The 12607-nt window shown below is 69.3% G+C and carries 10 protein-coding genes and 1 pseudogene; 8 read left to right on the forward strand and 3 right to left on the reverse strand.

Annotated features, from left to right (window positions below; all coding sequences use genetic code 11):
- The first annotated feature begins 23 nt into the window (after window positions 1-23).
- Window positions 24-206 (forward strand): hypothetical protein, encoded by a 183-nt coding sequence (locus AB0399_RS20840; protein ID WP_366412340.1) that lies wholly within the window; start codon window positions 24-26, stop codon window positions 204-206.
- Here the strand turns inward: AB0399_RS20840 and AB0399_RS20845 are convergent.
- A complete protein-coding gene (locus tag AB0399_RS20845; protein ID WP_366412341.1) occupies window positions 169-1320 on the reverse strand; it encodes a HAMP domain-containing sensor histidine kinase in 1152 nt (383 codons plus the stop codon). The genes AB0399_RS20840 and AB0399_RS20845 overlap by 38 nt on opposite strands.
- Window positions 1295-2008 carry a response regulator transcription factor gene (locus AB0399_RS20850; protein WP_366412342.1) on the reverse strand — a complete coding sequence of 238 codons (714 nt, stop codon included), beginning with the start codon at window positions 2006-2008 and terminating at the stop codon, window positions 1295-1297. Before AB0399_RS20850 ends, AB0399_RS20845 begins: the two co-directional genes overlap by 26 nt.
- Before the next feature lie 88 nt (window positions 2009-2096).
- Here AB0399_RS20850 and AB0399_RS20855 point away from each other — a divergent pair, with 88 nt between their 5' ends.
- The 3 genes from AB0399_RS20855 to AB0399_RS20865 all read left to right on the forward strand — a co-directional run bounded on the left by AB0399_RS20855 (window position 2097) and on the right by AB0399_RS20865 (window position 5234).
- On the forward strand, window positions 2097-3326 hold the full coding sequence (locus AB0399_RS20855) for a peptidoglycan bridge formation glycyltransferase FemA/FemB family protein (protein WP_366412343.1): 1230 nt from the start codon (window positions 2097-2099) through the stop codon (window positions 3324-3326).
- A 1192-nt stretch (window positions 3327-4518) separates the two neighbouring features.
- Entirely contained in the window at window positions 4519-5085 is a 567-nt protein-coding gene (locus tag AB0399_RS20860) for a transposase (RefSeq protein ID WP_366412344.1), read from the forward strand.
- Entirely contained in the window at window positions 4971-5234 is a 264-nt protein-coding gene (locus AB0399_RS20865; RefSeq protein ID WP_366412351.1) for a transposase, read from the forward strand. Before AB0399_RS20860 ends, AB0399_RS20865 begins: the two co-directional genes overlap by 115 nt.
- Here AB0399_RS20865 and AB0399_RS20870 read toward each other — a convergent pair.
- Window positions 5206-5592, reverse strand: a complete 387-nt coding sequence (locus AB0399_RS20870) for a hypothetical protein (protein ID WP_366412345.1) — start codon at window positions 5590-5592, stop codon at window positions 5206-5208. The two genes, AB0399_RS20865 and AB0399_RS20870, sit on opposite strands and share 29 nt — an antisense overlap.
- A 1344-nt stretch (window positions 5593-6936) precedes the next feature.
- Between AB0399_RS20870 and AB0399_RS20875 the strand changes: the two genes are divergently transcribed.
- From AB0399_RS20875 to AB0399_RS20890, 4 genes and pseudogenes are all read left to right on the forward strand, one after another.
- Window positions 6937-7269 (forward strand): MerR family transcriptional regulator, encoded by a 333-nt coding sequence (locus AB0399_RS20875; RefSeq protein ID WP_366412346.1) that lies wholly within the window; start codon window positions 6937-6939, stop codon window positions 7267-7269.
- Between the two features lie 719 nt (window positions 7270-7988).
- Window positions 7989-8192, forward strand: coding sequence for a cold-shock protein (locus AB0399_RS20880; RefSeq protein WP_366412347.1), 204 nt, complete (start codon window positions 7989-7991; stop codon window positions 8190-8192).
- 341 nt (window positions 8193-8533) lie between these two features.
- Window positions 8534-10041 (forward strand): annotated as a pseudogene (locus AB0399_RS20885) (DEAD/DEAH box helicase).
- A 1004-nt stretch (window positions 10042-11045) separates the two neighbouring features.
- Window positions 11046-12607: MinD/ParA family protein (locus AB0399_RS20890; RefSeq protein WP_366412348.1), on the forward strand; the 1562-nt coding region annotated here is incomplete at its 3' end.

Consider the following 12607-nt stretch of genomic DNA (forward strand, 5'->3'; position numbering starts at 1 on the left):
CGGACGCAGCACGTACGGGGCAAATGGCGGGCACGGCAGAGCGCACGCGGAGCATCTGGAAGCGCGGCCCGGTGCTCGCCGGGCTGGCACTGCTGCTCGGCGACCTGAACAGCACGATGGACGGCCGCGCGTTCGCCGGCAGCGACCACCGGCCGGTGGCGGCCGGGATCAGCTGGTGGAGCCGGCGGGTCCAGCGGGTCCGGTGAGCACGTCGGCCCGCGGGGCCGTCCCGGGCAGTTCCACGGTGACGCGGATCCCTCCCTCGGGGCGCGGGGTGAGGGTGAGCGTGCCGTCGTGCGCGTGGGTGATGGTCTTGACGATCGCCAGGCCGAGGCCGACGCCCGCGTGGTCGGTGTGCACGCGTTCGGTGCCGCGCTGGAACGGATTGGTGAGCGACGCGGCCAGTCCCGGGGTGAGCCGCTCGCCAGTGTTCTCGAGGGTGAGCACCACACCTCTCGGACGGACGCCGGTATGGATCCACACGGTGCCGCCCGGTCCGGACAGATTGTGGACGATCGCGTTGTGCACGAGATTCGTGGTCAGCTGCAGCAGCAGCGCCGGCGATCCGGTCGTGGCGGCGGCGTCACCGTCGGTCTCGAGGGTGACACCGTGCTTCTCCGCCAGCGGGAGGAGCGTTTCGGTGGCTTCCTCCGCCAGGAGGGACAGGTCGACGGGTTCCCGGGCGAAGGACCGCTGGTCGGCGCGGCTGAGCAGGAGCAGGGCCTCGGTGAGGTCGATCGCCCGGGTGTTCACGGCGTGCAGGCGGTCGATGAGTTCGTCGGTGTCGTGGTACGGATCGGTGCGGGCCACCTCGAGCAGCGTCTTCGAGATCGCAAGCGGTGTGCGCAGTTCGTGCGAGGCGTTGGCCGCGAATCTCTGCTGCGCGGCGACCTGCGCCTCGAGCCGTGCGAGCATCGCGTCGAAGGCGTCGCCGAGTTCGCGAAGCTCGTCGTTGCGGCCAGGCAGCCGGATCCGGTGCGAGAGCGACCCGTCCGCCGCCATCCGGGTGGCGGCCGTGATGCGGGTCAGGGGCGCGAGCATGCGGCCCGCGAGAATCCATCCGCCGAGGAGCCCGAAGACCAGCAGGCCCACCATGACCGCGATGGCCGTCGGGGCGAAGCCGCGCGCCAGGTCGGCGGATTGCGACGTGAACACCAACCCTGAGTGGGGAGGTCCCACCCGCCCGAAGCGCAGGATGAACACGCCCATCGCGGCGAGTAGCAGGAGGCCGGCTGCTATCAGGAATCCGGCATAGCTGAGGGTGAGTTTGAGGCGAACGCTCAGACCGGGGGCTCTACCCACAGACTCCGTGGTTTCCATCGTTGCCTCTTCCCTGCCCGGTCCCCGGCTGCGCCTCGATGCGGTAGCCGACGCCCGGCACGGTGGCGATGATCCAGGGTTCACCGAGCCGCTTGCGCAGTGCGGAGACCGTGATGCGTACGGCGTTGGTGAACGGGTCGGCGTTCTCGTCCCACGCTTGTTCCAGGAGTTGCTCGGCGCTGATGACCCCGCCTTCGGCCGCGACCAGGACTTCGAGGACGGCGAACTGCTTCCTGGTCAGCGCGACGTAGCGGCCGTCCCGGTAGACCTCTCTGCGGAACGGGTCGAGCCGCAGGCCCGCGATCTCCTGCACGGGGGGCCTGCTGTGGGCACGTCTGCGGGCGAGCGCTCTGAGCCTGAGGACGAGTTCGCGGAGTTCGAAGGGTTTCGTCAGGTAGTCGTCGGCGCCGAGTCCGAACCCGGACGCCTTGTCGTCGAGGCGGTCGGCCGCGGTGAGCATGAGGATCGGCATGCCGCTGCCGGAAGCGACGATGCTCTTCGCGATCTCGTCACCCGAAGGCCCGGGGATGTCGCGGTCGAGGACGGCGATGTCGTAGGCATTGATGCTCAGCAGTCCCAGCGCGGTGTCGCCATCACCTGCGATGTCGGCCGCGATCGCCTCCAGGCGCAGGCCGTCGCGGACGGCTTCCGCCAGAAAGGGCTCGTCCTCGACGATCAGCACACGCATGCTGTCGATGCTACGAGCCCCGGCATATCGTCGGTATATCGAAAACCCCATACGTCGCGGCAACCCCGTGCTTCCTTGACTGGCAGCCATGTCCTACCGCGAATCCGCTCGACGAGAACCCGTACGTACGGCAGGAGCCGGTGTCGAGGGTGCGGCCCGTGCCGCGGGCGTGCCGCTGACCGTGGTGCCGATCAGTGCCGCCGAGCACCTGGCGTTCGTACGAGCCCAGCGGTCGGTCAGCTTTCTGCAGACCCCGGGATGGGGCTGCGTCAAGACCGAGTGGCGCAGTGAGTCCCTCGGCTGGTACGACGGCCGGCAGCTGGTCGGCGCCGCGCTCGTACTCCATCGGCCGGTGCCGCGGCTCGAGCGCTTCACCCTGGCGTACCTGCCCCAGGGCCCGGTGGTCGACTGGGCAGGGGAGAGCGGGGAAGTCGGCGCGACCGGCGAGCACCGCGGGATCGACGCGTGGCTCGACCCGCTGGCGGCCCACCTCAAGGCACGCGGCGCGTTCGCGATCCGGCTCGGTCCGCCGGTGCGCACGCACACCTGGAGCGCCGCCCAGGTCAAGGAGGGTGTCGCCGACCCGGGCGTCAAGCGGCTCACCGACCTGCCCGACCCGCGAATCGACCAGGTCGGCGCCTCTATCACCGGCCGGCTCAGGGACCGCGGCTGGCTGCCGCAGAGCCCGGAGGACGGCTTCGGGGCCGGTCAGCCGCAGTTCGTCTACGAGCTTCCGCTGGCCGGCCGCACCGAGGCCGACCTGCTCGGCGGCATGAACCAGCTCTGGCGCCGCAACATCAAGAAGGCCGCCAAGGAAGCCGTCGAGGTCACGGTCGGCGACGACCTCAAGGGCTTCCACGATCTCTACGTCCACACCGCCGAGCGCGACCGCTTCACGCCCCGTCCGCTGCGCTACTTCAAGACCATGTTCGCGGCGATGCGCGCCGAGGATCCCGAGCGGGTCCGGCTCTACCTGGCCCACCACCAGGGCGACCTGGTCGCCGCCGCCATCCTCGTCCGCGTCGGCGCCCGTGCCTGGTACCTGTACGGCGCCTCCTCCACCGGCAAACGCGAGGTGCGCGGCTCCAATGCGTGCCAATGGGCGATGATCCGCGACTCGCTGGCCGCCGGCTGTGACGTCTACGACCTGCGCGGTATCACTCCCACCCTCGACGCCGACGACCCGCACGTCGGCCTGATCCAGTTCAAGGTCGGCACCGGAGGCCGGGCGGTACGGTACGCCGGCGAGTGGGATCTGCCGCTGCGGCCGAAGATCTACCGGGCCTTCGACCTCTATATGAAGCGCCGCGGCCGCTGAGCACCGCCTGACGAGACACCCATCGGCTGCTTGCTGATCGGACAGAGGGCCGGCCACCGACCTGAACAGTGTCGGTAGGATCCTGCTGCCGAAGGGATGTCCTCCCTCGCACCAGGTTCGACAAGGAGCCGGGCGCGCCGTGCCGGTGGCGCGAAATCCTCCCGGTGGCCGGGCGGGGGCCGGACGCCCTTGGACGACGTAGCAAGGGGCGGCACAGGCCAACAAGCCGTATGTGCTCTGATCAGGCGGGACAGCACCAGGCAGCACGAGCGGGCACCACGCAACAGGATCGCTCACGGTCTCGTAATGCGTAGGTCCCGGGTTCGAATCCCGAAGGCGGCTCCATTGAACCCCAGGGCGCATAGCCTGCGACCTGGGGTTTCCTCTTTTCCTGCGCCTCGTCGGTCCGCCGGTCCGGCCGGTGGTGCTTGCGGAGACCCAAGGGGAGCGCAGCGGGGACGGGTGAGGGACAGCGGGCTGTTCCCGGGGAGCGCGCGGTGCGCGCGGCGGAAGCTCGACGCGGGACTGTCCGCGCGGTGGTCCGGCGACAGCACCGGACGCTCTCAGCCGGATGATGAGCCGAGCCCGGACGGCGGACGGCCTTGAGGTGGAGCGCTGCGTTGGGCCTGCTGACTTGTGGCATCCCGTCAACACGCGACCGCGGTGCCCGAACGAACGTTGGGCCGCCTCGTGATGGCTGCTGCGCAGGCCGGCAAGTGCCGGGCCGCCGTCCCGCCGAGACCAGGTTTTCCGCCGTGCTCGGCGCGTTGATTTGCAATCGCGGTTTCGGCATCCGCGAACTGCCGTTCATGGAACTGTCTCTCAGACGCCATCCGCTTGTCGATGGCGGGGCTGGTCTGGTCGAACAGGGTTCCTGTTCGGGTGATCGCGCGAGGGCCGGCGCATGACGGCAGGGCCTGTTGGTTGGTCGGGGGTGCGAACCGAACCGATCACCAGGAGGCTCTGTTGCCGCAGTCTTTCGCGCTCACCTGTGTGGAGTCCAACTCGCCGTCCCTGTCGTTTGACTGCCTCGCGCGCAGGTTCGGCAACGCGGCCGACGGACCGGAGCGCGTGCGGTGTTACGGCTCGGACATGACGGATGCGGAATGGCAGGTCATCCGGGCGGTGCTGCCGGCGTCCGCGTGGCTTGAAGGACGGGGGCGGCCGGCCGGAGAGCTATTGCCACCGTGCGATGCTGGATGCCGTCCGCTACGTGGTCGACAGCGGCGTCAAGTGGGCCAATCTGCCTGTGGACTTCCCGCCGTACCGACGTGTGCATGCATTCGCCCGGTGCTGGCAGGTGACAGGTCTGCTCGCCGAGCTCCACGACCGGCTGAGTGATCGCGTGCGGGACAAGGAGGGCCGTTCACCGGACTCGACGGCCGCGATTGTGGACTCGCAGTCACTGCGGGCAGCGGCGAACATCCCGCGCTCCACGTCCGGCTGGGACGGCGGGAAGAAGGGTGGGTGGCCGCAAGCGGCACCTGGTGGTGGACTGCCTCGGCCGCGTCTTGGCCGTCGCGGTGACCGCGGCGAGCGTGCGGGACCGCGACGCCGTGTCCCGCTGCTTGAGCGGTTGCGACAGATGTACTTCTCCATCCGCCGGGTGTGGGCGGAGGGCGGCTATGCCGGGCGGCTGGTCGACTGGGCAGCCGAGAATCTCCACTCACCCTGGAGATCGTCAGACGCACCGACGACACCACGGGATTCGTGGTGCTGCCGCGCAGGTGGGTGGTGGAAAGAACGCTCAGCTGGCTGATGCGTTCGCGCCGCCTGGTGCGCGACTACGAGACCCTGCCCGTGATGCACGAGGCCATGGTGCTGTGGTCGATGACGCTGCTCATGAGCGGCCGCTTGGCCGGACGTCGCCGCGGCGCCTTCAGCCGGCCGGCACCACGAGCGCGGTGAACACTCCCGGCCGCGCCTGCCGAGCCCACCCCCGCTCCACCAGGCGCTTTGCCTTCGACCGCAGCCCCTCGACCTTCGCTGGAACCACCTGAAGCCCCAGAGCCGTGGCCAGCTGCTGACAGCGCATGCCCTCCCTGCCTGCTTCCGACTCCAGCACCGACACGATCCGCTGGTAGTCCGGCGCCAGCGCCGACACCGTCATGCCGTCGGTCCGGTGGGGCACCACCGAGCAAGCCACTGAACCCCGCTGCGGCTCATCGACTACGGAAGGCGGCTCGGCCGGCACCTCGGCCACCGTTGCACGGGCATCCACCAGTCTCTGAAGAGCCCGTTCCGCCTCGCCGAGCGCGGCCTGCACCCGCTCGGCCTCCCTCCTGCAACCGTGCGACCTCTTCCCGCACCTTCTTCGCCTGGGCTTCCAACAGACCGAGTACCGACGGCACCAGCCACCTCCACGCGCGACGCGAGTGAACGAACCGTCCCCATCTCTCCCGCCGCCAGCCGGAGTTCATGCCCACCCAGCCCGAACCAAGCGATCACGTTCGGAAAGCGGATGGCGTCTCAGTAGGCTCCGCGGGATTTGACCACTGCCCAGCTGATCGAGACCGCGGGGCAGGCGGATCGGCTGAGCGTGCGTGAGGACCACGGCGTGTGGCAGCCCGTATCGCGCGGCTTTGCCGGGGAGTGCCCTGCGATACCGCCGAGCTGATGTCCGGTCCGGGCGCACGAGGAGTGACCGCGATGTGTCTGCCCGGTGTTTGCGCCCTGCCTCGCGGTGCGTCAACCGTGCGGGGTCGGGTTGCGGAGGGTGGCCGCCTGAGCCTTCACGGCGTCAGATGCGGAGCTGTTGTGTCTGGGAATCGTCGAGACCGGCGTGCCGGTGCTGGTCCGGGCGTGTGCGGCTGGTGGGAGGGAAGCCGCTGAGTCTCCATGCGGTGGTTGAGGGTGACTACCTTCTCGGCCGACATGCGGAAATCTATGTCGGCCGGAGTAGACATTGGGCGGCGGTGTGGCTATGGTTTCTCTTGTAGCCGAGATCGAGCAAGGCCCGGCAGAGACGAACTGCCGGGCAGCAGTACCCGCAGTTGCAGGACGGTGCGGTGGTGGAGATCCGAAGCCGGATTGCCAGATGGCGACGGGGCTGACGACCGGACCGGGTGGCCCGCAGCGATCAGGGGCCGCCGTGAGAAGTACCGCAGTTCACGCAGTAGCAGTTCGGTATGTGCAGTTCGCAGTACTCAGCAGTGAAGTCAGTGAGCAGCACCTCGGTGAAGGCGTCGGCTGCGGGCGCGCGCACCGGGAGGTTCGGCGGTGGGGTTCCAGGCCAGAGCAGACGCAAGACAGGCAACGGGGCCGGCTGCCGGAGAGTGGCGCTACCGCAGGCCACGGAGCAGTTCGCATCACCAGCAGTACGCAGTACCCGCTTGGTAAGTGATCGATCCCAGAGGGAAGAACGGAGGGGCCAGGCGCCATCAGGATCGCCCGGGCGGAAATTGAGGGCCCGGGTACCGCAGGACATCGATAGTGAGGTGGTCTCCGGTCAAGCAACCGCGATCCCCGCAGCCCCGACAGCAGCACGGTCGGGCCAGCGGAAACAGAAGGTCGGCGCAGTACCGAGGCCGGCAGATGGTGTAGTAGTTCCTTCGGGGTCCTGGCGCCGTACGGTGCCAGGACCCCTCCACGCGTTCCACAGAGAGGTGCAATGACAGCAGACGACTCGTTCGGCCGGCTCGATGACGACGACTACCCCGCCTTCACGATGGGCCGCGCCGCGGAACTCCTCGGCACCACTCCCGGCTTCTTGCGCGCCATCGGCGAAGCCCGCCTGATCACCCCGCTCCGCTCCGAGGGCGGCCACCGGCGCTACTCCCGCTACCAGCTGCGCATCGCCGCCCGTGCACGGGAACTCGTCGACCAGGGCACCCCCGTCGAGGCGGCCTGCCGGATCATCATCCTCGAAGACCAACTTGAAGAAGCCCAACGCCTCAACGAGGCGTACCGCCAGGCCGCGTCCCAGGAGCCGACCGGCAAGTGACCCGCATTCCGCGGAAGCTCAAGGCTGCACCCTTCCACCGAATTCGTCGTACGTGGCCATGGTGAAGATGCCCAACTGCCGGCGCGCGGGCAGGAGTTCCACCACCCCCGGAGCCACGCCCGGCGCCCTCCACACGACCGCGCTCGATTCGCCCGTGGGCACCACCGGCCGGCCGGCCACCGGGAGGACGGCCACCGTCCACCATCGCCGCCTTCGCCTCGCATGACACGGTCATCCTCCTCGCAGCCACATGACCGGGAGGGCCACCGGCCCAACGGCCGCAGCGGAGAAGACCGGCCGTGGGGAGGCGGTTCTCCTCTCCCCACGTTTTCGGGGTGGACGTTCTGCTGTGCGGCAGGCCCCGGAGCGATCCTCTCCGTCCGCCGGACATCGTGGAGGTGTTCGCCGGCAACTTATGAAAGGCGACGCTTCGGATGGATCAATATCTATAACCGCTGGATGAGGATTTGACGTGCCGCGCGAGGAGTGTTCTACGGGTGTGAACAGAGTGCTGTCACGATCCGGGTGCACGCCATTTCCGTGTGCTACTGTCGATCTCAGTTGCAGTTGTGGTTCCCGAAGCTTCAACGCCCGGTCGGCTTCTTCGGCCGCGCGAAGCATTTTGTATTTCCGGTCATCTTCCGGGTGGGGCATCATCGCGGCGACCCGGTGTCCGTGGATCGCGGACACCGGTGTACTGCCCCAGAGGAGATAATGACGTGGCGTCTGGCACTGTGAAGTGGTTCAACGCGGCCAAGGGGTTCGGCTTCATCGAACAGGACGATGGCGGAGCCGATGTCTTCGCCCACTTCTCGAACATCGCCGCCTACGGCCTCCGCGAGCTGCTCGAAGGGCAGAAGGTCACCTTCGACATCGCGTCGAGCCCGAAGGGCCCGCTGGCCGAGAACATCGTTCCCGTCTGAGCCGACGCGTACGTCGTAGCCGGGGCCCACATCCCAAGGGGCCGCGGGCCCCAGCGGGGCTTCCCCCGTCATTCCTCCATCTCCCGGGGTTTTCATTCGCTGGTGTGGGCAGGTGTCCGCGGATGTCTTTCGAGGAACGCAAAACCTTGAATCCGCATGCGGCGACGTCTTGTTTCACGTCCCGTGACGTGACCCCGTTGAATCGCCTGCACCCGTAGTCGGATTCGGCACCGGCTCTCCTCTCGTATTCCGTTCGGCCCGTTCCTGAGATTCCCCGCCGCTTTCTTCCGCTGCGAGAATTCCTTGATACGTGGCCTGGCCCGTATCAAGGAAGGTTTCCATTGAACTCCACACGTACGAATTACCGCGCCTCGCGTAGCCGTACCGCCAGGTCCGCTTACGGCTCCGGCGAAGGTTCGGGCCGGGGCAGCCGCTTCGGCGCACCCGTTTCGAGCCGATCCGCGAGGCCGAGTCGCCCGGGCGGCCAGGGCCGGCGGCCCGCAGCGGCTTCAGGCGAGTTCGCCCTGCCGAGGACGACCACTCCGGCGCTGCCTGCCGTCGACACCTTTGCCGAACTCGACATGCCCGCACCGTTGTCGGCCGCGCTCACCGTGCACGGCATGAGAGTCCCCTTCCCGATCCAGGGTGCGACCTTGCCGAACACCCTCGCGGGCCGTGACGTTCTCGGGCGGGGGCGCACCGGCTCCGGCAAGACCCTCGCCTTCGGCCTGGCCCTGCTGGGCCGTACCGCCGGGCAGCGCGCCGAGCCCCGCCAGCCACTGGCCTTGATCCATCGCCAACCCGCGAACTGGCACAGCAGGTGACGGATGCTCTCAGCCCCTACGCCCGCTCGGTGAGGCTGCGTCTGGCCACCGTCGTCGGTGGAATGCCCATCGGCCGGCAGGCCAGTGCACTGCGCGGTGGCGCGGAAGTCGTCGTCGCGACCCCGGGCCGCCTCAAGGACCTCATCGACCGTGGGGACTGCCGACTGGACCAGGTCGCGATCACCGTGCTGGACGAGGCCGACCAGATGGCTGACATGGGCTTCATGCCCCAGGTCACCGCACTCCTGGACCAGGTCCGTCCCGAGGGCCAGCGGATGCTGTTCTCCGCCACGCTGGACCGCAATGTCGACCTCCTGGTCCGCCGCTACCTCACCGACCCGGTCGTCCACTCCGTCGACCCGTCCGCCGGCGCGGTCACGACGATGGAACACCACGTCCTGCACGTTCACGGCGCGGACAAGCACCGGACGACGACCGAGATCGCGGCGCGCGAGGGCCGGGTGCTCATGTTCCTGGACACGAAGCACGCCGTCGACCGGCTGACGCGGGATCTGCTGAACAGCGGGGTGAGGGCCGCAGCCCTGCACGGCGGGAAGTCGCAGCCACAGCGCACCCGGACCCTGGCCCAATTCAAAACCGGGCACGTCACCGTGCTCGTCGCGACGAACGTCGCGGCGCGCGGCATCCACATCGACAACCTCGACCTCGTCGTCAACGTCGACCCGCCCACCGACCACAAGGACTACCTCCACCGCGGCGGCCGCACCGCGCGGGCCGGCGAGTCCGGCAGCGTCGTCACGCTGATCACCCCCAACCAGCGCCGCGCCATGGCCCGCCTCATGGCAGCCGCCGGCATCGCCCCTCAGACCACGCAGGTGTGCCCCGGCGGGGAGGACCTGAGCCGGATCACCGGCGCCCAGGCCCCCTCGGGTGTTCCCGTGACGATCACCGCGCCGGCGGCTGAGCGTGGCAGGCGCGGCCCGGCCTCCCGCGGTCGGCGCCGCCCCGCTGCGGCCTCCCGACGTGCGACCGCCCGGAAGTCCTCCTTCGACGCGGCAGCCTGAAATCTCTCCGTGAGGAGGAAGCCGCCGCGTCTCTTCGACGAGGCACATTTTCTGCCATGACGGCATGTGCACCGCGCCGTCACCCAGACCTGGCCGGTCACCCGCCATCTGGGACAACTCCGCGTACCCGGACCAGGTCCAGCGACGCGACACCCCCGGCAACCGCGGGAAGCCCCCGCCACCGCTGAGGCGGGTCCTGGCGATCCCCGCAACACCCTGGACTCAGGGAGTTGCGGGGATCGCGGATTTTGAGGGCTTGAAGGCGAGGTTCTTCGAGGCGCTGGATCGGGAGGACGGCAGTGTCGCGGGTGCGGCTCGAGCAGTCGGGGTGAGCCGTCACACGGCGGCCGGTTGGGCGCGGAAGGCCGGTGTTCGTGGTCGTGGGAAGCCGGGAACGGGGGCATCCGGGGCCGGCGGAGCATGCTGATGTCCAGCGTCGCCTCCACGCCCACTGTGATCCGACGCTGCACGGCGACAGCAGAACCCCTGCACCTCGACATCCAGATCGTCTGCCGGTCGCCGTACCTTCAGGTCGAACACCACACCCCGTTTGGTGGTGTCACGCGAAAGACCATGGTGACGAGGTCCGGATTGTGGACGGAGTGGGGTCCACCAGTACATCGTGGGCGCGGGCCGCGTCGCGGAAAGCGCCCGGAGACCGCGGAGTTCAACGCCCCGAAGGCCCTCGTCCACCTCTACCCGGCTATCGTGGGCTGCACGGCCCCCTGTTCTTGACCGTCGTCAGATACGTTCATGATCACGGTCGCCGTCCGCATCCCCCCAGCAACTCACCCGACCTGCGTAGACACCCCAACGATCAAGACTTCGCAGCTGCCGTAGGGCGCTTCCCTCCCACATGATCGTCCGCTATAACACAAACGGCGATGCGCGGGCCTGTGAGGTTCACGATCGGTTGCCTAGGCTTTCCCTGAACGGGGCAGGGGGCGGCGACGGACTGTTTGGAAGGGTGCGGAGCGGTTGAGGACAGCAGACCAGGAGGCAGCGTGAGCAGCGATCGGGACTACAACCGCGCGGGCGGGGCCGGTCCTGGCGACGACCTGTCAGAGTCCGACCGCACCAGTGAGTTGACGATCAGATCGCGGCTGCCCACCTGGTACATGGTGAGCGCGCCGGACGCCGCCGAGCCGGACACCGCGGAGCCCGAGGACGCGGTGCCCGGGCCGGCAGCCGCGGCCGGGACGTCCGGGGCGGCGGCGTCGGTGCCGGCGACCGCACCGCAGGAGCAGCAGTCGCAGGAAGAGGAAGAAGAGGAAGAGCCGCGCACGCAGATTCTGCGCCGGCCCGTCCTCCAGGGCGGTGCCGGTTTACCGCAGAACCAGCAGCCGCAGCCCGGGACCGCGGGAGCGCCGCAGCGGCTGCCCGCGCGGAGCGGATACGGGTTCCCGCAGTCGGACCAGCCCGCGGCGCCCGGCCTGCCCGCGGCTCCCGTGGTGTCCGGCCCGCCCGCGGCTCCCGCGGCGCCCGCGCCCGTGACCGCGATACCCGCTGCGCCCGCGGCACCCGCTGCGCCCACACCCGCGACCCCCGCCGTGCCGGCGGCACCCGCGACTTCCGGCCCGCCGGAACCACCGACGGGCACCCCGCAGCCGGGTGTCACGCCCGGCGACCCACGGACCGAGCAACCCGGAGTGCCGCAGGGATTCGGCCCTCCCGTCGACCCGCGGGCCGGCGGCTGGCCGACCGTGACGCCCGACCAGCGCCAGCGCACCACGCAGGGCGGCGCGCCTCTCGGCTACACCGCGGCGGTCGAGCTGAGTTCGGAGCGGCTGCTGCGCAACCAGCCGAGGCCGAAGAAGCCCGGTGCCAACGCGCAGCCGTCCCGGTTCAAGCTCGGCGGCAAGAAGGAGGAGGCGGAGCGGAAGCGGAAGCTGGAGCTGATCCGTACGCCGGTGCTGGCGTGTTATCGGATCGCGGTCATCAGCTTGAAGGGTGGTGTCGGCAAGACGACGACCACCACCGCGCTCGGCTCCACCCTCGCCAGTGAGCGGCAGGACAAGATCCTGGCGATCGACGCCAACCCGGACGCGGGCACGCTGGGCCGCCGGGTGCGCCGGGAGACCGGCGCGACCATCCGCGACCTGGTGCAGACGATCCCCTACATCAACAGCTACATGGACATCCGCCGCTTCACCTCGCAGGCGCCCTCCGGTCTGGAGATCATCGCCAACGACGTGGACCCGGCCGTCTCCACGGCCTTCAACGACGAGGACTACCGCCGCGCCATCGACGTCCTGGGCCGCCAGTACCCGGTGATCCTCACCGACTCCGGCACCGGCCTGCTCTACAGCGCCATGCGCGGCGTCCTCGACCTGGCCGACCAGCTGATCATCGTCTCGACACCGTCCGTCGACGGCGCGTCCAGCGCCAGCACCACCCTCGACTGGCTGTCCGCCCACGGCTACGCCGAACTCGTCGCCCGCAGCATCACCGTCATCTCCGGCGTCCGCGAGACCGGCAAGATGATCAAGGTCGACGACATCGTGGCGCACTTCCAGACCCGCTGCCGCGGAGTCCAGGTCGTCCCCTTCGACGAACACCTCGCCGC

Source organism: Streptomyces sp. NPDC088194 (assembly GCF_040702025.1).
Taxonomy (GTDB): domain Bacteria; phylum Actinomycetota; class Actinomycetes; order Streptomycetales; family Streptomycetaceae; genus Actinacidiphila.